Here is a 21,937-nt window from a genome sequence, read left to right on the forward strand (position 1 = left end):
GTTTTCTTTTTTAATTCATATTGCAAGTTTCGCCTTTGCGTTGAATTTTATTACTTTAGACAAATCAAACATAATAATCATGAAAATCATAGCCTTCGGAGCAAGTAACAGCAGGAATTCCATTAATAAAAAATTAGCGACGTATGTTTCGCATTTGTTCGAAAATGCTGAGGTTGAAGTTTTGGATTTAAACGATTTTACCATACCACTGTTTAGTGTCGATTTGGAAAAAGAAATCGGGCAACCGCAACAGGCTCAGGATTTTCTGGATAAAATTGCTTCCGCCGATATGTTGGTGGTTTCCATGGCTGAAAATAACAGCAATTATACCGCCGCTTTTAAAAGCTTATTTGATTGGGCTTCCAGAATAAACGGAAAAGTGTTTCAGCAGAAACCGATGCTGTTAATGGCAACTTCGCCCGGCGGCAGAGGAGGAGCTAATGTACTTGAAATTGCTAAAAATGCCTTTCCGCGTTATGGTGCTGATATTAAGGCAACTTTTTCGCTACCCCTTTTTGATCAAAACTTTGATTTAGAGCAACATAAAATTTCAAATCCGGATTTTGACAATCAAATAAAAGATATTGTAAGAAATTTTAGTTTTTGATTTCTTTTTGGCTTGAAAATTGTAATTGCTTACTAAAGAATTCAGAAAAATGGAATTCGTAGTATCAATTCAACAAAGTGTCAAAAATGAAAGCAATTAAGAGGAGTTTTAAAGTTCTGTTTTGGACGGTTTCAGGAATTATCGGTTTCCTATTAGTATATATTATTGCTGTCTTGTTGCTTTCAAGGATTGCCGTCAATAACAATGCTTTTCAGCAACCCAAAGAAGTTGAAATTTTCCTTTTGTCGAACGGAGTGCATACGGATATCGTAGTTCCGTTGCAAAATGAAGTTAAAGACTGGTCTGAATCCGTACGCATCGAAAATACTAAAGCTAAAGATTTTTCGGCTAAATATGTAGCTTTCGGATGGGGAGACAAAGGATTTTATCTGGAAACGCCAACTTGGGCCGATTTAAAAATGAGTACCGCTTTAAAAGCCGCTACCGGATTAAGTTCCAGTGCCATTCATACCACATTTTATAAAAACATGAGGGAAGATGAATCGTGTAAAAAGATCCTCATATCAAAGGAGAATTACGCTAAATTGGTTTCTTATATTGAGGCATCTTTCCAGATTAAAAATGAACGTCTGCTACAAATCGCGACAAATTATACTTATGGAAATAACGATGCTTTTTACGAAGCAAAAGGAAGTTACAGTTTGTTTTATACCTGTAATACCTGGGCTAACAGCGCGTTAAAAGCCGCACGTCAAAAAGCCAGTTTGTGGACGGTTTACGATAAAGGAATTTTTTACCATTATCAATAAAAAAATCCCGTCTTGTTTTAAACGAGACGGGATTTTTGTTTTTTTAGAATTTGAAGTTAAGCCTTGCAAATCCAAAAGTTCCGTTCGAACCCATTTGTACGGAGTCAAAATTACCTCCGGTTTCTGTTTCAGTATCCTGAATATCAGGATAAATGTTTAAAAGATTGTTGGCACCGATAGTCAGTCCTATTTTTGAAGTGAACTGATATCCGAAAGATAAGTCGGTTACAATTTTTGCGCCATAATGATCCACAGTATCCAACCAGTCAATTAATTCTACCGATCCGAAACGGGTAAATCTCAAATTGGTGTTGAACTTCTTGTTGTAGTTGTAGTTTAGGTTCCAACCGAATTTGCTTTGTGGCGCAGACGCTAATAAGAAATACTTTTCACGTTTTCCAAACAACGTTTCTTTGTCTTCTTCTGTGTTTAAAATTTCGTTTCCTTTTACTTCTCCGATAAACATTTTGTTTAAGTTTCCGATAAGGGAAGTACTGATAGTGCTTTTTCCAAACGATTTGTCATACGACATAACCATGTCCAAACCAATAGTTCTGGTACTGATGGCATTGGCAAAAAACTGAACGTTTGCTACATTTAAACCTAAGCTGCTTCCGTCAAACTGACCTGTTAAAACGATACGGTCTTTTACATTTACAAAGTAACCGTCAACAGTCGCCGTGAATTTTCCTTTTTTGTACGTATAGCCTAAACTCGCATTGAAGGCTTTTTCCTGTTTTAATTTGTCAACACCAAAAGCTGCTGTAATCGGACTGTCATTGTTAGCCAATAATGTTTCTGAAGCCACACCGCTTACATAATCCGTAAATTTCAGATTGTAATATTTTTGCGCCAAAGAAGGTGCTCTGAAACCGGAACTTAAAGAGTAACGAATACCGGATGCTTCCGATAATTTGAAACGCTGTGCCCATTTCATGTTGAAGGTGCTTCCGAAATCGCTGTAGTTTTCATAGCGAACGGCTGCTGCTGCGGTTACCACATCGGAAATATCCAATTCGGTGTCAAGGTATGCGGCAAAATTTCCTCTCGATTTGTTTACCTCGTTGTCCGGACTATATCCCGGGAACCCTTGTGAGCCGCCGGGACGAGGATCTCCGTTTCCATCGTATACATAATCTGCCGGATTGGTAGCAGTAGTTACAACATCACCGTTTACATCATACAAAGAGTAAGAAGCCTGTTCGCCGGCAAAAATTTTGAAATTCTCTACACGATATTCAGTACCGAAAGCTACGTTAAGTCCGTTTCTAACGTTGTCAAAATGTCTTGTAAAATGAATTCCGGTTGTGTTTTGCATTAACTGGTGTCCACCTGCATCAAATGAAGTAGGGGAATTGGTTTGTAATGAAGCGTTTAGAGTATTGTGAATGTCATACATGAAACGGTTCATCCCGAAAGTGTTGTTAAAGTCGACATCCCATTTTGCTAATTTTGTTCGGAAACCCGCAGATAGTGAATTGTCCATGATTTTCGTACCTATAATCGGATTGAAGCCATTCGGATAAATTTCCGGAATGTTTCTCGGGCTGTCGGCTGATCGTGTATAGGCAAAAGCATCCGAATCCCTGTAGCTGGTTCCGCCAAAGAAATAAAAATCAGAGTTTGTTCCCGTGGCGATGGATCCGTTTAAAAATAAACTGGCATTTTTAGCTTCCGCATCACCAAACTGTTCTCTGTAAATACTGTATTTGTCAGCATTGGCAGGACGATTGGTGTGGTCTTTTTTCATTACATCCACCGTTGCATTTAAGAATCCTTTTTCTTTAATTTTGAATCCGTAATTTCCGTTAATCTGAACGGTGTTACCATCAATTCCACTCGATTTTATATCTCCGGAATAAGGGGTGGAAGCGTTGAAAGCACCATAGGTAACATTTCCGTTGAATTCACCCACATTGTCTTTTAAAACAATATTGATAACTCCGGCAATAGCATCAGAACCGTATTGCGCAGAAGCACCGTCTCTTAAAACTTCAATTCTTTTGATGGAAGCCGCCGGAATTGCGTTCATATCGGTACCGGTATTTCCACGTCCTCTGGAACCGAAAAGGTTAACCAAAGAAGACTGATGGCGTCTTTTTCCGTTAATCAAAACTAAGGTCTGATCCGGACCTAAACCTCTTAAAGTTGCAGGGTCAATGTGGTCGGCACCGTCAGATCCCGATTGTTTACTGGCATTAAACGAAGGCGCTGCATATTGTAATAACTGATTGATTTCAACTTGACCGGTTTTATTCACCACGTCACTTACGTTAATAATATCTACCGCAACCGGAGAGTCAACCACTGTTCTTTTGGTATTTCTCGAACCTACCGTTTGGATTTGGACTTCCTGAAGTTCCTGTCCTTCTTCTTCCAATACTACCGAAACGGAATTTCCTGAAGCTTTAACTTCCGTTTTTTTGTAACCTAATGAACTGATTACCAATACGGCGTTTTCGGTTTTTACTTTGATGGAAAAGTTTCCGCCATCATCTGCAGTTGTACCGTTTTGTGTTCCTTTTTCGAGGATAGTGGCTCCTGCGACCGGTTGCCCTTTTTGATCACTGACATTTCCGGTGATGGTTTTCTGGGCATGTCCCATAATGGAAATCCCCAGTGTTAATAAAAGCATTAAGATGTGTTTTTTCATAGTTGGTTTAGTTAAATTTTAATCAAAAATATAAAAAAATGTTAAAAAATAAACGTTTTTGAAAATTTGTTGTAAGATTTTTATTTTTAAAATAATTCGCCTTTTTTATCGGTAAGTTATTGATAACTTTCCCGGTATAGTATTTCAAATTTTCGAGAATTCCTTTATATTAGCAGAAATTCCAAAAATTCTATATGCTAGAGCAAAATCAGTACACCGAAGACAATATCCGTTCCCTCGACTGGAAAGAGCATATCCGTATGCGTCCCGGAATGTACATCGGGAAATTAGGCGACGGTTCTTCCCCGGATGATGGTATTTACATCCTTCTGAAAGAGGTGCTTGATAACTGTATCGATGAGTTTGTAATGGGCGCCGGTAAAACCATTGAAGTTACCGTGAAAGACAAAACCGTATCCGTTCGCGATTACGGTCGTGGTATCCCGTTAGGGAAAGTGGTTGATGTGGTTTCCAAAATGAATACGGGAGGAAAGTACGATTCCAAAGCATTTAAGAAATCGGTCGGTCTGAATGGGGTCGGAACCAAAGCGGTGAACGCCTTATCGAATTATTTCCGAGTGGAATCCGTACGGGATAACCAACAGAAAGCGGCGGAATTCTCAGCAGGAAACCTTACGTTGGAGGAAGATATCACCGAAACTACCAAACGTAAAGGAACCAAGGTGACTTTCGTAGCCGATGAAGCCATCTTTAAAAACTACAAATACCGAAACGAGTACATCGTTAAGATGCTCAAAAATTATTGTTACCTGAATACAGGTTTAACAATAATCTACAATGGTGAAAAATACTATTCCGATAACGGACTGAAGGATTTATTGGAAGAAACCATTTCCGAAGAAGACATGGTGTATCCGATTATCCATCTTTTGGGTGATGATATCGAAATAGCCTTAACGCACAGTAAAACACAGTATTCCGAAGAATATTATTCCTTTGTAAACGGACAAAATACGACGCAGGGTGGAACGCATTTAGGTGCTTTCCGTGAAGCGGTTGTCCGTACGATTAAAGAATTCTACAACAAACCTTTCGAGGCGTCGGATATCCGTAAGTCGATTGTTTCGGCGATTTCTGTGAAAGTGGAAGAGCCGGTTTTCGAATCGCAGACCAAAACGAAATTGGGTTCAACGGATATGGGACCGAATTCGCCATCCGTTCGAACATTCGTAAACGATTTTATCAAAACCAAATTAGACAATTTCCTTCATAAAAACCCGGAAGTGGCCGATGCGTTATTACGCAAAATTTTACAGGCCGAAAGAGAGCGTAAAGAGCTTTCCGGTATTCGTAAGTTAGCCAAAGACAGAGCAAAAAAAGCAAGTCTTCACAATAAGAAATTACGCGATTGCCGCGTGCATTTAACCGATGCCAAAAACCCGCGAAGCCTGGAAAGTACGCTTTTCATCACCGAGGGAGATTCCGCATCCGGTTCGATAACCAAATCGCGTGATGTGAATACCCAGGCGGTTTTCAGTTTGCGTGGTAAGCCGTTGAACTCTTACGGAATGACCAAGAAGATTGTGTATGAGAATGAGGAATTCAACTTACTTCAGGCGGCTTTGAACATTGAAGAAAGCATGGAAGATTTACGATACAACAATATCGTAATCGCCACCGATGCCGATGTCGATGGTATGCACATCCGTTTGTTGTTGATTACTTTTTTTCTGCAATTTTTCCCGGAATTAATCAAAGAAGGGCATTTGTATATTTTACAGACGCCGTTGTTCCGTGTGCGTAACCGTAAAGAAACAATTTACTGTTACAGCGAACAGGAGCGTATCGATGCCATCGAAAAATTAAAGCCAAAACCGGAAATCACGCGATTCAAGGGATTGGGAGAGATTTCACCGGATGAGTTCAAGAATTTCATCGGAGAAAGCATTCGCTTGGATCCTGTTATGTTAGACAAAGCGACCTCTATCGAAACCTTATTGGAATTCTATATGGGTAAAAACACGCCGGACCGTCAGGAATTTATCATTAATAACCTGAAAGTGGAACTGGATGTTGTGGAAGAGGCTTAAAAGTACTATTTAAATAAACCGTTAACCGAAAATTGTTAACTGTAGACTATGAACGAAGACGAAGAAAATATCATACCCGAAAACGAAGACGAAAATCTCGACAATCAAAACGAATCCACTAACGAGGAAGGTTTTGACGATATTCGTGTTTCGAGCGGACATCATTTTTACGAAAACAACGAAAGTTCCGATGAAACGATTACCAAAGTAACCGGAATGTACAAAGACTGGTTTCTGGATTACGCTTCTTATGTAATTCTGGAGCGTGCCGTACCTGCTATCGAGGACGGATTCAAACCGGTGCAGCGTCGTATTATGCACTCCATGAAAGAGTTGGACGACGGTCGTTATAATAAAGTGGCGAACGTAGTCGGTCATACGATGCAGTATCACCCTCACGGAGATGCGAGTATCGGGGATGCGATGGTGCAAATCGGGCAGAAAGATTTATTAATCGATTGCCAAGGAAACTGGGGGAATATCCTAACAGGTGACGGTGCTGCGGCTTCCCGTTATATCGAGGCGCGTATCAGTAAACTTGGTCATGATATTTTGTATTCACCAAAAATTACCGAATGGGGCGTTTCCTATGACGGTCGTCGTGCGGAACCGATTAATCTTCCGGTAAAGTTTCCGCTATTGTTAGCGCAGGGTGGAGAAGGTATTGCTGTAGGTTTATCAACCAAAATTTTACCGCACAACTTTAATGAGCTGATTGATGCTTCCATTAAAATATTAAAAGGGAAACCGTTTACACTTTTCCCTGATTTCCCAACTGCCGGAATTGCAGATGTTTCCAATTACAACGACGGTTTGCGTGGCGGACGTGTGCGTGTGCGTGCGAAAATTGGTCAGTTAGACAAACAGACATTGGTGATTTCCCAGATTCCGTTTTCCACTAATACGTCTTCGTTGATTGACAGTATTCTGAAAGCAAACGAAAAAGGGAAAATCAAAGTCAAAAAAATTGAAGATAATACCGCCGCTGAGGTTGAAATTTTAATTCATCTTCCGCCAGGCGTTTCTCCGGATAAAACCATCGATGCTTTATACGCTTTTACCGCTTGTGAGACTTCGATTGCACCGTTAGGATGTGTAATTGAAAACCATAAGCCGTTGTTTATCGGAGTTTCTGCCATGCTGAAAATATCTACCGAAAGAACGGTTCAGCTGTTAAAACGTGAGTTGGAAATTCATCTGGAGGAATTGGAAGCCAAGTGGCATTTTTCAACCTTGGAAAAAATATTCATCCGCGAAGAAATGTACATCGATTTCAAATTGTATTCGAATAAGGAAGAATTATTTGAATACATGTACAAGCGTTTTGAATCGTTCCGAAAAATATTGGTGCGTGATATTGTTGATGAAGATTTGCAGAAATTAACGCAAATTCCGATGATTCGTATTACCCGTTTTGATTCTGATAAAGCTGATGAGCACATCGCGAAGTTGGAAGAGGAAATGGAAAAGGTAAAATACAATTTGGAACACCTGATTGATTTTGCGGTCGATTATTTTTCAAAATTGAAAGAGAAATACGGAAAAGGGCGTGAACGCCAAACGGAATTGAGAAGTTTCGATAATATTGAGGCGACAAAAGTAGTGTTACGTAACACAAAATTATACGTAAACCGTGAAGAAGGTTTCATCGGAACCGGACTGAAAAAAGACGAATACGTTGCGGATTGTTCGGATATTGATGACGTGATTGTCTTCCTTCGTGACGGAAAAATGATGATTTCAAAAGTGGATGATAAGAAGTTCGTTGGGAAAGACATTATTCACGTGGCGGTTTTCGACAAAAACGACAAGCGGACGATTTACAACATGATTTACCGCGACGGAAAATCGGGTTCTTCGTTTATCAAACGATTCAATGTTTCGGGTGTTACACGTGATAAAGCGTACGATCTGACGCAGGAAAAACCGGGTTCGCAAGTCTTGTATTTCTCCCACAACCCGAATGGTGAAGCCGAAGTGGTTACCGTTTTGCTACGACAAGTCGGCAGCGTGAAAAAACTGAAATGGGACATCGATTTCGCCGACATTGCCATCAAAGGCCGTGCTTCCAAAGGAAATACTGTTTCGAAATATCCAATCAAGAAAATCGAACTGAAAGAAAAAGGGATTTCGACCTTGCGTCCGCGTAAGATTTGGTTTGACGATACCGTACAGCGACTGAATGTGGATGGAAGAGGCGAGTTGTTGGGCGAATTCCGTCCGAACGACCGTTTGCTGATTATCAACCAATCGGGAAAACTCAAAACGATTATTCCGGAGTTAACCACGCATTTCGATGAAGATATGGTGGTTTTGGAAAAATGGCATCCGAAAAAGCCGATATCTGCGATTTATTACGATGGCGAAAAAGAGCGTTATTATATCAAACGTTTCTTAGTTGAAAACGAAAACAAAGAGGAAATTTTTATATCGGAGCACGAGAAGTCACAACTGGAAATTGTTTCCACCGATTGGCGTCCGGTTGCAGAACTTGTTTTTGCTAAAGTGAAAGGCGTTCAGAAAGAAAACCAGACCATTGATATGGAACAGTTTATTGCCGTTAAAGGTATTAAAGCGTTAGGGAATCAATTAACGACAGACAAACTGAAACAGGTGAATCTGTTGGAATCCTTGCCGTATGAAGAACCTGTTGAGGTTGTTCCGGAAGAACTGGAGGTTAACCAAGATGTTGAATTAACCGATTATAATATTGAATTAGACGAAGACGGTCAGATAACCTTATCGTTGGAATAAATAAAAAAAGCGCTCAATTTTGAGCGCTTTTTTGTTTAAAATATCTTCTGAAAAGATTTATAATCGTTAATGTTGAATACCCGAACATGAAAATAAGTATGATGTCAGGTTTCATGGATTTATTAAATGGATTTTCAGTAAACAAATCCGTCATCGCAGTTAATAGTAACAGATTTCCAATTAGCCAAAGTAATCCGAAAGTCCACAATGTCTTTTTTGTTGGATTCAGAGCAAAATTACGGCTGCTATTTGATTTGTTCATCATTTTCAATTAATTCGTAACGTCTGTATCTTCCAACTTTTTATCCATAATGGTACTGTTGTGTAACTGTACCGGTTTTTTGCCTTTCTTCATTTTTAAATTCAGGAATTCCACGAATAGAGAGAAGAAAATAGAGAAATACAAATAGCCTTTCGGAATACTGTGCACCTCTTCGCCACCGAAGAATTTAAAATGCGCCAAATGCGAACCTTCTGCCAAAAGCATTACACCAATTAAAATAAGGAACGATAAACCAAGAATCTGGATTGTTGGATGTTCGTTTACGAATTTGCTCACCGGTCCGGCAAAAATCATCATAATAGCAATTGAAATAATGATGGATAAAATCATAATAGCCAATGCGCCTTCATAGCCAAATCCTCCCTGGGAAGGATCTTTCATGCTGATTAACCCTACTGCAGTTAAAATACTGTCGAAAGAGAACACTAGATTTAACAAAGCAATCTGAATAATTGCATTGGAAAGTGAGTTGCTGGCTTTTCCTTTTTCGCTTTCTTCTTCACCTTCCAGTTTGTGGTGAATTTCGGAAACCGATTTGTACAATAGGAACAAACCACCACCAAAAATAATTAAACTTTGTCCGGTTACTCCGGCACTAAAGAAATCGGTGTTGATATGGAACAATACATCTTGTAAACTTAAAACCCAGGTAATTCCGAAAAGCAATACAATTCTGAACGCCATTGCCAGCAAAAGACCTATTCTTCTGGCTTTTGGTTGGTCTTCGGCTTTTAGTTTTCCGGAAACGATGGAAAGGAATACGATGTTATCGATTCCGAGAATGATTTCAAGAAAGGTTAAGGTTAATAAAGCAATCCAAGCATCCGGGTTGAGTAATAATTCCATTTTTTGTTTTTTATATTTAAAATTCTGCTGTTAAACGTAAGTTAATCGATTTTTGTTACAGTGCCGCGTTGTTTTTTTGCATCACCCACAAAAGCATATTCAAATGTGTACCCTTTGTTGCTGGTAGTCAGTATTTTCATACCGATAGCTTTTTTTTCCTGCATGTTTTTCGGATGTAATTTTTGAAGGACAAATTCGCAATCGCTTACCCAACGCACGGAAGCTGAATCGGTTTTTCCGTTGAACGTTTCGATTTGAAGGTTTTCGGTCCGTTCGAAAACTGATTTTTTCTGTTGTCCGTCGATATCCTGTATAAATTCGAATTTTCCGGTTTTATAATCTTTACAGTTGCGCTCCTGATTGTAGCAGGAAGCAAGAAGAGCCAATATTGGAAGTAAGTATATTTTTTTCATTTCAGTTTGTTAAGTTCGTCATCCGTGAAATGCTTGGTGCTTTTCTCTTTTGAAAATTTTTCGGCATTGTAATCGTTGGATTTGTTTTTAGGTATGGAAAGACTCGTCCAATCTGATTTTTTTAGCATTTTGGCATAAAACACAATTTGTCCCACATGATACGGATAATGTGCCAGTTGTCGGTTTATCGCTTCCATCACGGTATGGCCTTCGTTTCGAATGTAAATGATTTGCGAAAGTTGTTCCGGAGTTAAAGCGTTTATCGCCTCAAAAAAACAATTCCAGCCTTTATCCCAAAGCGTCATTAGTTCTTCTTTGGTTTTTAGGGTTTGTTCGAATTCATCGTCACGGTTTCGCCATTCTTTTTCGCCGTCGGAAGTTAGAAAATCGGTCCAACGCGAAAGCATGTTTCCGGACAAATGTTTTACAATTACCGAAATCGAATTGGTGTCTTCGTTTATTGAAACAAACAATTGTTCCGGTTCGAGTTGGTGCATCGCTTTTTCTCCGATGGTTTTATAGTAGAGAAACTGTTTTTTTACACTTTCTAGGTATTGATTATCCGTTTCCATCGAATATCCCTTTCATCATGGTTTGTATTCCTTTATACATCAAGAAACCGGATCCGAGGCAGAATATAATGCCTATTCCTAAAATCGGAATGTAAAACGGATGGTTTTGGTTTTTAAACGAACTGTGAATTATAGAGGGTCCGATAAACATCAGTGGTAATGCATACGCCAGATAGCGAACACCTTTTACTAAAAGAGTTTTATTTGTTCCCATGGTTAAAAGGTGATTTGAATTCCGTATCCGTTATTGTTAGCCAGAATATTCATGTTGAAATCGGTCGTGCCTGTTGATTTCAGTCCGTTATTATAAAGTTCGATTGCCTTTTCAAGTCTTTTCTTTCTACCAATCATTACCGGAATCGAAGCAGCGATACAACCAGCACCTACATAAGTAAATCCGGATGGGTAATCAGCATCAGAAACCAATCCTTTTACAACATCGCCCACTGTTAAACCAATTCCTAAACCCAATAAAAAACCTCCAACACCTTCTTTGGTTTTGGCGCTTTTAAAATAACCATAGGCTTCATTGTTTGATTTCAGCAGGTTTTTAGTTTCATAACTTGAAATCTGAACACCGTTTTGGTAAAATTTGCCTCTTTCCATTTTGATTTCCTGCGCCGAAGCCACTGTCAGAAGGAAAAAGCATAGTAAAGTAAGTACGTTTTTCATGGTATTTTGTTTAAAGATTGTTTTGGGATAAATAGAAATCTACTGCTTTTCGAACACTTCCGTAAGTTTCCAAAAGAAGTTTTGCTTCGTCATACGAAACGGGAATTTCGCCCATTATCATGCGAACGCCGCGGTCAATCAGTTTTACGTTACTCAATTGCATGTCGACCATCTTGTTGCCTTTCACTTTTCCTAACTGAATCATCGTAGCTGTGGAAATCATGTTTAAAACCAATTTCTGAGCCGTTCCGGCTTTCATTCTCGAGCTTCCGGTTACGAATTCCGGTCCTACAACCACTTCGATTGGAAAGGTTGCAGTTTGTGAAAGCGGACTTCCTTCGTTACAGGTAATACAGCCCGTTGTGATATTGTTTGCATTGCATTTTTCCAATCCACCGATAACGTACGGAGTGGTTCCTGAAGCGGCAATTCCGATGACTACATCTTTTTTGTTGATGTTCCATTCGGATAAGTCTTTCCAGGCTTGATTTCTGTCGTCTTCAGCGAATTCCACCGCTTTTCGGATAGCGGTATCGCCACCGGCAATCAGTCCGATAACCATATCAAACGGAACGCCGAAAGTAGGCGGACATTCGGAAGCATCTACAATACCCAACCGACCGGAAGTTCCGGCTCCGATATAAAACAAACGTCCGCCATTTTTCATTTGTTCCACAATTTTAGAAACCAAAGTTTCAATTTGCGGTAATGCTTTTTCTACGGCAAGCGGAACGGTTTTATCTTCGTTGTTGATGTTGGTCAGTAAATCCTGTACCGACATTTTTTCCAGATGTTCGTATTTCGAGGATTGTTCGGTGGTTTTGGTAAATGACATGTTTTTTTAGTTGCTAAGTGGCTTAGGTTCAAAGTTACAAAGTTTTTGCTTATGGCTTACCGGATAAAGTGTTACATAAAATATGCCAACACAATTCCCAATACTATCGCGGTAAGTTTGGCCAAATTGAATTTATGGCCTTCACTGGTTTCGAAAATAATAGTGGAGGAAATATGAAACAGGATTCCGATTACAAAAGCAGTAATTTCTGCCTGATAATGAACGATAAAGGGCAGTTTTTCAGAAAATATGGTTCCCAATGGCGTCATGATAGCAAAAGTAAGCATGAACAGTAAAATCGATTGTTTGTTTAAATGCGACGTACTGAAAAACGTGGTTAAAATAATCGCGATAGGGAAGTGGTGTACTGCAATTCCCCAAGCCAAATCGTTGTTCTGGCTCACCGGCATGCCCTCCAACAATGCGTGCAGACACAAACTGATGAACAGCGACCACGGAATGTGATGCATGGTGTCATGCCCGTGTACGTGCCCGTGTTCAGCACCCTGTGAAAAGTATTCCAGCACAATCTGAAACACAATTCCGAACATGATAAAAAATCCGATGCCTCCGTGAACATGTCCGTCGGCTTCCACATGATGGGTTGATTCGTAAACGGTTGGTAATAAATGCGAAACGGTTAACGCCAATAAGAAGGAACCGCTGAAAGCCAATAAAATCCTCAGACTTTTTTTGCTTTTAGGTCGGAAAAAAGTAGCGATCAGGTAACCGAAAATTACTGAAAGTAATGGCAGTAGTAAGTACAGCATATTATTTAAAAATCATAATCAGACGTTCCGAATCGTTTTTATAGAATTTGCGCAGTTTGTAATCGCCAAAAACATCCAGAAGATAAATTCCGGCTTCTTCCATCATCTGCTCAAAATCGCTTAAAGTTAAGGCTTTTACCTTTTCCGTGAAATGAAATTTTTGTCCTTTATCCTCAAAATCAATTTCCTTAAAAATATGATTGTCTTTTACGTAGCGTTTTATATGAAAATCAATGCCTTCTACGGTTTTCACTTCTACGGGAACCAGATTGTTAATCACATAATTGGTATTCATAAAGTCAATCACCGCAAAACCGTATTCTGAAAGGCTGTCGTGAATGGCTTTTAGTGTAGTCAGATTGTCTTCATCATTTTCGAAATAACCAAAACTCGTGAACAAATTAAAAACCGCATCAAACTTTTCTTCAAACGGTAAACGCATGTCGTGGACTTTAAAATGCAGTTTTTCATTGGCTGCAGCCGAAGCTTCTGCGATACTGTTTTCGGATAAATCGGCACCGGTTACATCAAAACCTAAGGTATTAAGATACATGGAATGGCGTCCTTTTCCACAGGCCAAATCCAGAATTTTTGCATCTTCGGGAAGATTTAAATAATGCGTAAGATTGTCCATGAAATGCTGGGCTTCTGCTTCATCACGCTCTTTGTATAAAATATGATAGTAAGGAGTGTCGAACCAGGAGGCAAACCAGTTTTCGGTTGATTTATTTTGTATGTCTGACATGTATTCTTCTGTTGGAGGATAATTAATCTTGCAAATTTAACGTATTTTTGCCGATGCAATCAAGAAGAGGCAAGAAAATAGAAACAAGAAAAAAGAAGTTTCTCAAGAAGGAGTGTATTGCCTTTACGATTGAATTTAAATTATGGAACAGAATTTTAAAATGATTGCCAAAACTTTTTTTGGCTTCGAAGAGATATTAGCAAAAGAGTTGCAGCAACTGGGTGCGCAGAATGTCGAAATGGGAACCCGAATGGTAAGTTTTGTAGGCGATAAAGGGTTTATGTACAAGGCGAATTTAGCGTTGCGTACGGCTTTAAAAATCCTGAAACCTATTTACCATTTCCGTGCGTTTAATGAAGTTAGTTTGTATAAAGGCATTCAGGGCATTGATTGGTCGCAGTATCTTAATGCGCATCAGGCTTTTGTGGTGGATGTTACATTGCATTCGGAACATTTTAACCATTCGCAATTCGTTGCTTTGAAAACAAAAGATGCGATAGTGGATCAGTTTCGCGATAAATTCGGAAAACGTCCGAATATTGATAAGGATTTTCCCGATTTGCGTATTAATATTCACATCGACCGAGACCAATGTTCGGTTTCTTTAGACAGTTCCGGAGATTCGTTACACCACCGTGGTTACAAAACCGCTACGAATATCGCACCAATTAATGAAGTGTTGGCAGCAGGAATGCTATTGCTTTCCGGTTGGGACGGACAAGGAGATTTTATCGATCCGATGTGTGGTTCGGGAACGATTTTGGCAGAAGCTGCGATGATTGCCTGTAACATTCCGGCCAATATCAACCGAAAAGAATTCGCCTTCGAGCGTTGGAGTGACTGGGACAACGAGTTGTTCGATCAGATCATGAATTCGCTGATGAAGAAAGTTAAAGAGTTTCATTATACGATTACGGGTTATGATAAAGCGCCGTCTGCGGTAATGAAAGCGAAAGACAATATCAGAAATGCGAATCTTGATGAATATGTGAAGATTTACGAACGCAATTTCTTCGATACGGAAAAAGAAACCCGAGGACCGTTGCATATGGTTTTCAATCCGCCTTACGGAGAACGTTTGGATATTGAAATGGAACGTTTTTACAGAGAAATCGGTGATACCTTAAAACAAAGTTATCCGGGAACAAACGCTTGGTTCATTACGGCGAATCTTGAAGCATTGAAATTTGTTGGTTTAAAACCATCCCGAAAAATCAAACTGTTCAACGGAAAACTGGAAGCTCGTTTGGTGAAATACGAAATGTATGAAGGAAGCAAGCGAACGAAGTTTCAGAACAGAGATAGTGAGTAATCAGTGTTCACTGGTAGATTCAATTTATACTCATAAATTATTAATTCATTAACTTAAAATATGACTTTAAAAACAAAATCAATCGTATATAATTTTTTAGGCTTTGCCGTATTGTTTACCATTATCCGTTTTGCCGTTTTGCCTGAGTTTACAAATCTTACAGGTATTCTGTTACCTTTAACTGCATTTGTGGTTGCAACCTTATTGGCACCGAAATTTCAGGCCATTCAAACCAATGAAGGCGAAAAGTTGTTTATGAAATGGTTGTTTATAAAAGGAGTGAAGCAGATTAAATAATACTGCATTATTTATAATCAACAGAAGAAAGAATATCATCGATGATGATTCTTGTTTCGCGATTCTGAATATTATATAACATGAAAATATAAACTTCTCCTACCGAATCCTTTCTGATAGCAGCGGCCAAGCAGTATTTATAGCCTTCTGCAAACTTCGATTTCGGTTCAAAAAAGGAATTTAATCCGTAATCGGCATTCATATCATATTTTACATATTCCGGTTTTATAATGTCAATGTGTGGATATTCCGGTAATATGTATCCGGATACATTTAATAAAGAACTGACGAAAAAGTTATACGTCATTGGGTTTTCTTTATAGGTAACATCATTTTTAGGAAAAAATAGCGCATAAGGTTTGATATAATATCGAGCCTCAAAACCTGTGGCGGAATCTTTAATGGCCAACTGATAAAGATGTCCGTTATTTTTGATGATTTTGGTTTCCTTAAACCCTCGCGGCATTTTAAAAGACAAATTGCTAACTTTTAAAAGTTCCTGAAAAGTATACTCCCCAAATTTCTTCTCCTGCGCATTGGACAATGTAGCAATGAAAAAGATAAAGGAAAAGATATATTTCATCCGATAAATAATTTATTTGGAGCCAGTCTTTTTGTATATCGGAATAAAATAACTCAGCGTATAATTAAATCCTGCGCCAAATTTACCGTCATACGTTCGGTTGAATCCCGGAATGTACAAATTGTCGAAGTTCTCCGGTTTTTTTTCGGAGACTAAGTAATTAATGCGTACTGAAACTCCTAAGTATAGATTATTGAACAGTTCCGCTTTCATTCCGCCTACCAATTCAATCCAACTCGCGTTTAAACCATCAAATTTTGTTCCGGGAGTTACTGTTGTTTGTCCGAAATACGGATTGGTATTGTAAATAGTATAACTGTTAAGTTCCTGTGAAAAAGAACCTACGCCATAACGCATTCCGGCATAAATCATGTTTTCCATGTCCAGCCAGTTTTCGTAGGTGTTATAATCAAAACCGACTTTAAAATAGCTTCCCTTTGTGGTAAAATTCAATTGGTCGTCGTTAACCGTTTTGTTTTCATTTCCCAATTCTCCGGCGATATAGATTTTTTTGGTCAGACGATAATCGCCAACCACTTCAAATCCTTTATAATCTTTATCGTAAAATGATTTCGTCAATCGGTGTAAATCAACCCCAACACGAAGTCCGTAACGTTCGGTTCGCGCTTGTTTAACGGTATCTTTTGTCTGTTTTTGCGCAAATGTTGATAAGGAAACCAACATTAAAGCCATACTAAAAATAGATTTTAATGTGTGTTTCATTTTCGTTTTGAATATTGGGTTGTGAGGCTTCAATAGGTGTTGTGGTGGAAATCCATAGACTGGAATCACCATCCGTTAAAACCGGATTATTGGCATCCAATTGAAATAAGGTTTTATAGCCACAAGCTCTTGAAATAAAAACATCGGTTCTTGAATAATTGAAGGTTATGATGTCAATATTGTCATTAGTAGCATCTTCATCGTTACCGTTTTGGATGAATTGAAACGTTGTGGTGTCTTCGTTCGTTTTCAACGGAATTTTCATCTTGCTGACGCCGTTTGCCGGTATGCCTGAATAACCTGTAGCGATTACTTTCAGATTGGTTACCGCTTTCAGATTGGCCGGATTCAGTACATCATAAAACTCAATTACAACATTTGGCGTTGTTGGCGTTCCTTCGGTACAGATATCATCTTTCTCGCAACCCCAAAAGGAATAGGCGATTAAGAACGAAAGGGCAACTATCTTGATTTTTTTCATCTTCAAATTTTCAAATCTGTAAATTTTCAAATTGATTTATCGTTTTTCCAAAAGTACAACATTTTCCACATGATGTGTTTGCGGGAACATATCTACCGGACGCACACGGGTAACTTTGTACATTTCATCCATCAAGGCCAAATCACGTGCCTGTGTAGCCGAGTTACAGCTTACATACACCACTTTTTCAGGAGCAATACTTAAAATCTGTTTTACGACATCAGCATGCATTCCGTCACGCGGCGGATCGGTAATGATTACATCCGGATGGCCATGTGTTTTGATGAAATCGTCGTTGAAAACATTTTTCATATCCCCAACAAAGAACTCACAATTCGTGATGTTATTGCGTTTTGCGTTTTCTTTCGCATCGGCAATCGCTTCAGGAACGGCTTCCACACCAATTACTTTTTTCGCTTTTTTAGAAACGAATTGAGCAATGGTTCCGGTTCCGGTGTATAAATCGTATACCAATTCTTCTCCGGTTAATCCGGCGAATTCTCTGGTAATTGAGTATAATTCGTAGGCTTGAGCGGAATTGGTCTGATAGAATGATTTCGCATTGATGCTGAAGTTCAAACCTTCCATTTCTTCCAAAATATAATCTCTTCCTTTGAACAGAATGATGTCTTGGTCGTATAAAGTATCGTTAGCTTTCTGATTGATAACGTATTGAAGCGAAGTGATTTCCGGAAAACGTTCTGCTAAGAAATTCAGCAGTAATTCACGTTTTGCCTTGTCGTCTTCAAAAAACTGAATCAAAACCATGATTTCTCCGGTGGAAGCGGTACGAATCATTAACGTACGCAACAAACCTTCGTGGTTTCTCGGATTGAAGAACGATAAATCGTTTTCATTCGCAAATCTTCGGATTTCATTTCGGATATCATTTGATGGGTCTTGCTGTAAATGACATTTTTGGATATCTAGGATCTTATCCCACATTTTAGGGATATGGAAACCAACAGCATTTTTATTGTCCAATTCGGCGCCACTATCTACTTCTTCCTGAGTCATCCAACGGGAGCTGGAGAAACCGAATTCCATTTTATTTCGGTAGAAAAACTGTTCTTTTGAACCTAAAATTGGTTCGAAATCCGGTAATTCAATCTTTCCGATTCTTTTTAAATGATTGTAAACTTCCTGATTTTTATAGAACAACTGTTGTTCATATTTCATATTCTGCCATTTACAGCCACCACAAACGCCGAAATGTTCGCAAACCGGAGTTGTTCTGTGTTCTGAAAATTCGTGGAATTTTATTGCTTTTCCTTCAAAATAGGATTTACGCTTTTTGAATGTCTGAACGTCGACTACGTCACCAGGAACCACATTAGGTATAAAGATAACCTGACCTTCCGGGGCTTTTGCCACCGATACGCCTTTTGCACCTGCATCAAGGACTTTTACGTTTTCGAATACGATTTTGTCTGTTTTTTTTCTTCCCATGGGGCAAAAGTAAGGATTGTATTTTGAAACGAGAAATTGAAAACTATAAACTTGAAGGGTGACTGGATGCAAATACTCAAGTTTTTAATAAAATTTAATAAACATATTAACAGAATATTAATAGTAATTGGCAAATGGATGAAGTAACTTAGAAGAACATTTAAAAGAGTCAAAATATGAAACGATTTATTATATTTTTCACACTTTTTTTATTTCACTCCGCTATTTTCGGTCAATCCAATTTGCATGGTCTTGTTCGCAGTAACGGTAATGCCATAGCCAATGTTGACGTGGTAAATGTTACCAAGAAAATTGCTAAAAAAACAAACGATAAAGGAGTCTTTTCGATTGCTGCCGTAGCGGGTGATGAAATTGTTTTTGTACTGAAGGATTACTATGAGAAAAAGATAAGAGTCTCCCCCGAACAATTGAATTCCAATGTTGCGTTCGAATTGGAGAAAAGAGGAATAGAACTTCAAGAGCTTGAAATTGATAAAAGCCCCAAAATTAACACTGATATGAGTTATGAGTCGGTAAAAAAAGCAAAATTGGAGAACGAGCAATCAAAAGCCAAAGTTATTGGTGTTTATACCGGTGAAATAGAATACGGAGTCGATTTTGTAGAAATAGGCAATAAGGTCATTAAATTCCTCGATCGACAATTGGCAAGAAAATTCGAGAAAGATGCGCCATCGAAAGGAGAAAGTTTTAAAAATTATGTCAAAAGGGAGTTTCCAAATGATTTTTTCATCACCAAATTAAATCTCAAAGAAAATGAAATCGATTCCTTTATCGATTTTTGTGAAAATGATTTAAAAGCTAAGCATGTTACCGATAAAAACGGCGTTCTTGACGTACTTGATTTTTTAATTGAAAAACGAAAACAATTCAAAAATTGATAAAAAATACAATATTGTTGCAAAAACATCTGCAAATCTCGTACTTCGTATTTCTAATTTTGAAATAGTATGTATCGTCACTTAGCGCTTTTATGCGGAATAAACGTTTCCGGCCACAACATGATTAAAATGGATGCTTTGAAAACCTTACTTGAAAATGCCGGTTTTCACAATGTGCAAACTTACATTCAGTCGGGAAATGTTTTTGTAGATTCGGAAGACGAAAATCCATCTGCTGTCGGATTTAAAATCAAGCAGGAAATATTTAAAACCTTCGGGCATGAGGTTCCCGTAGTTGTTATCGGTAAAGCGGATTTGGAAGCCTGTTTTAAGAACAACCATTATTTAAATGAATCCAATGCCGACAGTAAAAAATTATACGTGGCTTTTATTTCCAGAGAATTGTCAGATGGCGCTTTGAACGATTTAAAAATCAGTCAGTTCAAACCCGACGAAGCTCGTATCGACAAGAGTCGGATTTACATCAAATACGCAGAAGGCGCAGGAAAAACAAGGTTGGATCAGAAATACATCGAAAAAAAACTAAATGTAACGGCAACCATCAGAAACTGGAATACCGTTACAAATTTACTTTCCCTGTTTGAAGAACGCAACGTCTAACAATTTGGTTTGATTTCCGAATTATTGTGTGTTTTTTATAAAAACAATCAAATACAGATCCAGCTCAGAATTTGAATGTTAGGAAAAATTTTACCTGACATTCTTAAATTGTTGTTTTTTACAACAATTTTACCGCTTTTTGTTAACTGTCTGTAAAATAATTGATTCACTCATTGTTTGTTATATTTTTATAAATCAAAGGGTTTTTGTTATAAAAATATTAAATTATGGTGTTAAAGTTTATTTTTTTCAATTTGAATTGTTAACTTGCACAGAAATTAACCATTAAATAGTTACGTATAAAACAAAACTACTAAACCCCAATTTAATAATGCAAGTTTTAGAAAAAATGAGTTCAGCAGAAGCAATTCAGTTAGAAGACAAATTCGGTGCACACAATTACCATCCGCTGCCGGTTGTTTTAAGTAAAGGAGAAGGAGTATATGTGTGGGATGTCGAAGGGAAAAAATATTATGATTTTCTTTCGGCATATTCTGCTGTAAACCAAGGACATTGTCATCCGAAAATTGTTGGTGCGATGATGGAACAAGCTCAAACGCTTACGTTAACATCGCGTGCTTTTTATAATGATAAATTGGGTGTTTATGAACAGTTTGTTACCAGTTATTTTGGTTTTGATAAAGTACTTCCGATGAATACCGGTGCCGAAGCTGTGGAAACAGCTTTGAAATTGTGCCGTAAATGGGCGTATGAGAAAAAAGGAATCCATGAGAATGAAGCGCAGATTATTGTTTGTGAAAATAATTTCCACGGAAGAACCACAACGATTATTTCGTTTTCAAACGATGAAAATGCCCGTAAGAACTTTGGTCCGTATACAGCAGGATTTATAAAAATAGCTTACGATGATCTTGATGCTTTGGAAAAAGCAATCAGTTCTTCCTCAAACATTGCGGGATTCTTAGTGGAGCCAATTCAAGGTGAAGCTGGAGTTTACGTACCTTCTGAAGGATATTTGGCGAAAGCAAAAGCATTGTGTGAAAAACATAATGTACTTTTTATTGCGGATGAGGTTCAAACCGGAATTGCACGTACCGGAAAATTATTAGCGGTTCATCATGAAAATGTACAACCGGACATTTTGATTTTAGGAAAAGCCTTGTCAGGTGGTGTGTATCCGGTTTCAGCAGTATTGGCAAATGATGCTATTATGAATGTAATCAAACCGGGACAACACGGATCTACTTTTGGTGGAAACCCTATTGCGGCTGCAGTGGCTATCGCTGCTTTAGAAGTGGTAACAGATGAGAAATTAGCTGAAAATGCGGATAAATTAGGAAAGCTATTCCGTTCTGAGATTGGAAAATATATCGAAACATCCAATATTGCAACATTGGTACGCGGAAAAGGATTGCTTAATGCAATCGTAATTAATGATACAGAAGAAAGCGACACTGCTTGGAATATTTGTATGGCTTTGCGTGATAACGGATTATTGGCAAAACCAACCCACGGAAACATTATTCGTTTTGCACCGCCTTTAGTAATGAATGAAGAGCAGTTGTTAGATTGTGTACGCATCATTACAATGACATTGAAGCAATTTGAAAAATAAGAATCTATAGTTAATAAAAAAAGAC

The 21,937-nt window shown here is 38.4% G+C and carries 22 protein-coding genes; 9 read left to right on the plus strand and 13 right to left on the minus strand.

Annotation, left to right across the window (positions count from 1 at the left end; translation table 11 throughout):
- The first annotated feature begins 79 nt into the window (after nucleotides 1–79).
- Together FCR2A7T_RS13800 and FCR2A7T_RS13805 are read left to right on the plus strand one after the other, a co-directional pair.
- The gene (locus FCR2A7T_RS13800; protein WP_023571918.1) at nucleotides 80–607 is read left to right on the plus strand and encodes an NADPH-dependent FMN reductase; all 528 of its coding nucleotides are present in this window, start codon (nucleotides 80–82) and stop codon (nucleotides 605–607) included.
- A gap of 86 nt (nucleotides 608–693) precedes the next feature.
- On the plus strand, nucleotides 694–1,377 hold the full coding sequence (locus FCR2A7T_RS13805) for a TIGR02117 family protein (protein WP_023571919.1): 684 nt from the start codon (nucleotides 694–696) through the stop codon (nucleotides 1,375–1,377).
- A gap of 43 nt (nucleotides 1,378–1,420) precedes the next feature.
- Here the strand turns inward: FCR2A7T_RS13805 and FCR2A7T_RS13810 are convergent, their stop codons facing one another.
- On the minus strand, nucleotides 1,421–4,030 hold the full coding sequence (locus FCR2A7T_RS13810; RefSeq protein WP_023571920.1) for a TonB-dependent receptor: 2,610 nt from the start codon (nucleotides 4,028–4,030) through the stop codon (nucleotides 1,421–1,423).
- Nucleotides 4,031–4,224: 194 nt separating this feature from the next.
- On the opposite strand from FCR2A7T_RS13810, the gene FCR2A7T_RS13815 reads away from it, so the two are divergent.
- Together FCR2A7T_RS13815 and FCR2A7T_RS13820 are read left to right on the plus strand one after the other, a co-directional pair.
- Entirely contained in the window at nucleotides 4,225–6,081 is a 1,857-nt protein-coding gene (locus FCR2A7T_RS13815; protein ID WP_023571922.1) for a DNA topoisomerase IV subunit B, read from the plus strand.
- A gap of 48 nt (nucleotides 6,082–6,129) precedes the next feature.
- Nucleotides 6,130–8,835 (plus strand): DNA gyrase/topoisomerase IV subunit A, encoded by a 2,706-nt coding sequence (locus FCR2A7T_RS13820; RefSeq protein WP_023571923.1) that lies wholly within the window; start codon nucleotides 6,130–6,132, stop codon nucleotides 8,833–8,835.
- A gap of 271 nt (nucleotides 8,836–9,106) precedes the next feature.
- Here FCR2A7T_RS13820 and FCR2A7T_RS13830 read toward each other — a convergent pair whose 3' ends face one another.
- The 8 genes from FCR2A7T_RS13830 to FCR2A7T_RS13865 all read right to left on the minus strand — a co-directional run bounded on the left by FCR2A7T_RS13830 (nucleotide 9,107) and on the right by FCR2A7T_RS13865 (nucleotide 13,971).
- On the minus strand, nucleotides 9,107–9,964 hold the full coding sequence (locus tag FCR2A7T_RS13830) for a TerC family protein (protein WP_023571925.1): 858 nt from the start codon (nucleotides 9,962–9,964) through the stop codon (nucleotides 9,107–9,109).
- A 41-nt stretch (nucleotides 9,965–10,005) separates the two neighbouring features.
- Nucleotides 10,006–10,377 carry a hypothetical protein gene (locus tag FCR2A7T_RS13835; protein ID WP_035118708.1) on the minus strand — a complete coding sequence of 124 codons (372 nt, stop codon included), beginning with the start codon at nucleotides 10,375–10,377 and terminating at the stop codon, nucleotides 10,006–10,008.
- On the minus strand, nucleotides 10,374–10,949 hold the full coding sequence (locus FCR2A7T_RS13840; RefSeq protein WP_023571926.1) for a DUF1572 family protein: 576 nt from the start codon (nucleotides 10,947–10,949) through the stop codon (nucleotides 10,374–10,376). The genes FCR2A7T_RS13835 and FCR2A7T_RS13840 overlap by 4 nt, the downstream gene beginning before the upstream one ends.
- Nucleotides 10,936–11,163: a DUF6095 family protein gene (locus FCR2A7T_RS13845; RefSeq protein ID WP_035118711.1), complete on the minus strand. Its 228-nt coding sequence runs from the start codon at nucleotides 11,161–11,163 to the stop codon at nucleotides 10,936–10,938. The genes FCR2A7T_RS13840 and FCR2A7T_RS13845 overlap by 14 nt, the downstream gene beginning before the upstream one ends.
- Nucleotides 11,164–11,165: 2 nt before the next feature.
- Complete coding sequence (locus FCR2A7T_RS13850) at nucleotides 11,166–11,621, minus strand: hypothetical protein (protein WP_023571927.1); 456 nt, start codon at nucleotides 11,619–11,621, stop codon at nucleotides 11,166–11,168.
- Between the two features lie 10 nt (nucleotides 11,622–11,631).
- A complete protein-coding gene (murQ, locus tag FCR2A7T_RS13855) occupies nucleotides 11,632–12,456 on the minus strand; it encodes an N-acetylmuramic acid 6-phosphate etherase (protein WP_023571928.1) in 825 nt (274 codons plus the stop codon).
- A gap of 71 nt (nucleotides 12,457–12,527) precedes the next feature.
- Complete coding sequence (locus tag FCR2A7T_RS13860; protein WP_117614412.1) at nucleotides 12,528–13,223, minus strand: ZIP family metal transporter; 696 nt, start codon at nucleotides 13,221–13,223, stop codon at nucleotides 12,528–12,530.
- 4 nt (nucleotides 13,224–13,227) lie between these two features.
- Nucleotides 13,228–13,971 (minus strand): SAM-dependent methyltransferase, encoded by a 744-nt coding sequence (locus tag FCR2A7T_RS13865; RefSeq protein WP_023571930.1) that lies wholly within the window; start codon nucleotides 13,969–13,971, stop codon nucleotides 13,228–13,230.
- A gap of 142 nt (nucleotides 13,972–14,113) precedes the next feature.
- Between FCR2A7T_RS13865 and FCR2A7T_RS13870 the strand changes: the two genes are divergently transcribed.
- Together FCR2A7T_RS13870 and FCR2A7T_RS13875 are read left to right on the plus strand one after the other, a co-directional pair.
- Nucleotides 14,114–15,283, plus strand: a complete 1,170-nt coding sequence (locus tag FCR2A7T_RS13870; protein ID WP_117614410.1) for a THUMP domain-containing class I SAM-dependent RNA methyltransferase — start codon at nucleotides 14,114–14,116, stop codon at nucleotides 15,281–15,283.
- A gap of 60 nt (nucleotides 15,284–15,343) precedes the next feature.
- Nucleotides 15,344–15,580, plus strand: a complete 237-nt coding sequence (locus FCR2A7T_RS13875; RefSeq protein WP_023571932.1) for a hypothetical protein — start codon at nucleotides 15,344–15,346, stop codon at nucleotides 15,578–15,580.
- Between the two features lie 7 nt (nucleotides 15,581–15,587).
- Here the strand turns inward: FCR2A7T_RS13875 and FCR2A7T_RS13880 are convergent, their stop codons facing one another.
- Genes FCR2A7T_RS13880 through rlmD form a run of 4 tightly spaced genes read right to left on the minus strand, consistent with a single transcriptional unit; the run spans nucleotide 15,588 to nucleotide 18,816 of the window.
- A complete protein-coding gene (locus FCR2A7T_RS13880; RefSeq protein WP_023571933.1) occupies nucleotides 15,588–16,163 on the minus strand; it encodes a hypothetical protein in 576 nt (191 codons plus the stop codon).
- A gap of 12 nt (nucleotides 16,164–16,175) precedes the next feature.
- Entirely contained in the window at nucleotides 16,176–16,886 is a 711-nt protein-coding gene (locus tag FCR2A7T_RS13885; RefSeq protein ID WP_023571934.1) for a DUF6048 family protein, read from the minus strand.
- Nucleotides 16,858–17,367 carry a DUF6452 family protein gene (locus tag FCR2A7T_RS13890; protein ID WP_035118714.1) on the minus strand — a complete coding sequence of 170 codons (510 nt, stop codon included), beginning with the start codon at nucleotides 17,365–17,367 and terminating at the stop codon, nucleotides 16,858–16,860. The genes FCR2A7T_RS13885 and FCR2A7T_RS13890 overlap by 29 nt, the downstream gene beginning before the upstream one ends.
- 36 nt (nucleotides 17,368–17,403) lie before the next feature.
- Nucleotides 17,404–18,816 (minus strand): 23S rRNA (uracil(1939)-C(5))-methyltransferase RlmD, encoded by a 1,413-nt coding sequence (gene rlmD, locus FCR2A7T_RS13895; RefSeq protein WP_023571935.1) that lies wholly within the window; start codon nucleotides 18,814–18,816, stop codon nucleotides 17,404–17,406.
- Between the two features lie 176 nt (nucleotides 18,817–18,992).
- On the opposite strand from rlmD, the gene FCR2A7T_RS13900 reads away from it, so the two are divergent.
- From FCR2A7T_RS13900 to rocD, 3 genes are all read left to right on the plus strand, one after another.
- On the plus strand, nucleotides 18,993–19,715 hold the full coding sequence (locus tag FCR2A7T_RS13900) for a hypothetical protein (protein WP_023571936.1): 723 nt from the start codon (nucleotides 18,993–18,995) through the stop codon (nucleotides 19,713–19,715).
- 69 nt (nucleotides 19,716–19,784) lie between these two features.
- Complete coding sequence (locus FCR2A7T_RS13905; RefSeq protein WP_035118716.1) at nucleotides 19,785–20,336, plus strand: DUF1697 domain-containing protein; 552 nt, start codon at nucleotides 19,785–19,787, stop codon at nucleotides 20,334–20,336.
- Nucleotides 20,337–20,667: 331 nt separating this feature from the next.
- Complete coding sequence (rocD, locus tag FCR2A7T_RS13910; RefSeq protein WP_023571939.1) at nucleotides 20,668–21,912, plus strand: ornithine--oxo-acid transaminase; 1,245 nt, start codon at nucleotides 20,668–20,670, stop codon at nucleotides 21,910–21,912.
- Nucleotides 21,913–21,937: the final 25 nt, after the last annotated feature.

Origin of the sequence: Flavobacterium cauense R2A-7 (genome assembly GCF_000498475.1) — a bacterium.
Lineage (GTDB): Bacteria > Bacteroidota > Bacteroidia > Flavobacteriales > Flavobacteriaceae > Flavobacterium > Flavobacterium cauense.

Coding starts and splice junctions, on each gene's coding strand:
- FCR2A7T_RS13905 (WP_035118716.1), top strand. CDS start 19,785: ATGTATCGTCACTTAGCGCTTTTATGCGGAATAAACGTTTCCGGCCAC.
- FCR2A7T_RS13875 (WP_023571932.1), top strand. CDS start 15,344: ATGACTTTAAAAACAAAATCAATCGTATATAATTTTTTAGGCTTTGCC.
- FCR2A7T_RS13830 (WP_023571925.1), bottom strand. CDS start 9,964: ATGGAATTATTACTCAACCCGGATGCTTGGATTGCTTTATTAACCTTA.
- FCR2A7T_RS13815 (WP_023571922.1), top strand. CDS start 4,225: ATGCTAGAGCAAAATCAGTACACCGAAGACAATATCCGTTCCCTCGAC.
- FCR2A7T_RS13800 (WP_023571918.1), top strand. CDS start 80: ATGAAAATCATAGCCTTCGGAGCAAGTAACAGCAGGAATTCCATTAAT.
- FCR2A7T_RS13900 (WP_023571936.1), top strand. CDS start 18,993: ATGAAACGATTTATTATATTTTTCACACTTTTTTTATTTCACTCCGCT.
- FCR2A7T_RS13850 (WP_023571927.1), bottom strand. CDS start 11,621: ATGAAAAACGTACTTACTTTACTATGCTTTTTCCTTCTGACAGTGGCT.
- FCR2A7T_RS13885 (WP_023571934.1), bottom strand. CDS start 16,886: ATGAAACACACATTAAAATCTATTTTTAGTATGGCTTTAATGTTGGTT.
- FCR2A7T_RS13845 (WP_035118711.1), bottom strand. CDS start 11,163: ATGGGAACAAATAAAACTCTTTTAGTAAAAGGTGTTCGCTATCTGGCG.
- FCR2A7T_RS13870 (WP_117614410.1), top strand. CDS start 14,114: ATGGAACAGAATTTTAAAATGATTGCCAAAACTTTTTTTGGCTTCGAA.
- murQ (WP_023571928.1), bottom strand. CDS start 12,456: ATGTCATTTACCAAAACCACCGAACAATCCTCGAAATACGAACATCTG.
- rocD (WP_023571939.1), top strand. CDS start 20,668: ATGCAAGTTTTAGAAAAAATGAGTTCAGCAGAAGCAATTCAGTTAGAA.
- rlmD (WP_023571935.1), bottom strand. CDS start 18,816: ATGGGAAGAAAAAAAACAGACAAAATCGTATTCGAAAACGTAAAAGTC.
- FCR2A7T_RS13835 (WP_035118708.1), bottom strand. CDS start 10,377: ATGAAAAAAATATACTTACTTCCAATATTGGCTCTTCTTGCTTCCTGC.
- FCR2A7T_RS13820 (WP_023571923.1), top strand. CDS start 6,130: ATGAACGAAGACGAAGAAAATATCATACCCGAAAACGAAGACGAAAAT.
- FCR2A7T_RS13865 (WP_023571930.1), bottom strand. CDS start 13,971: ATGTCAGACATACAAAATAAATCAACCGAAAACTGGTTTGCCTCCTGG.
- FCR2A7T_RS13880 (WP_023571933.1), bottom strand. CDS start 16,163: ATGAAATATATCTTTTCCTTTATCTTTTTCATTGCTACATTGTCCAAT.
- FCR2A7T_RS13890 (WP_035118714.1), bottom strand. CDS start 17,367: ATGAAAAAAATCAAGATAGTTGCCCTTTCGTTCTTAATCGCCTATTCC.
- FCR2A7T_RS13810 (WP_023571920.1), bottom strand. CDS start 4,030: ATGAAAAAACACATCTTAATGCTTTTATTAACACTGGGGATTTCCATT.
- FCR2A7T_RS13840 (WP_023571926.1), bottom strand. CDS start 10,949: ATGGAAACGGATAATCAATACCTAGAAAGTGTAAAAAAACAGTTTCTC.
- FCR2A7T_RS13805 (WP_023571919.1), top strand. CDS start 694: ATGAAAGCAATTAAGAGGAGTTTTAAAGTTCTGTTTTGGACGGTTTCA.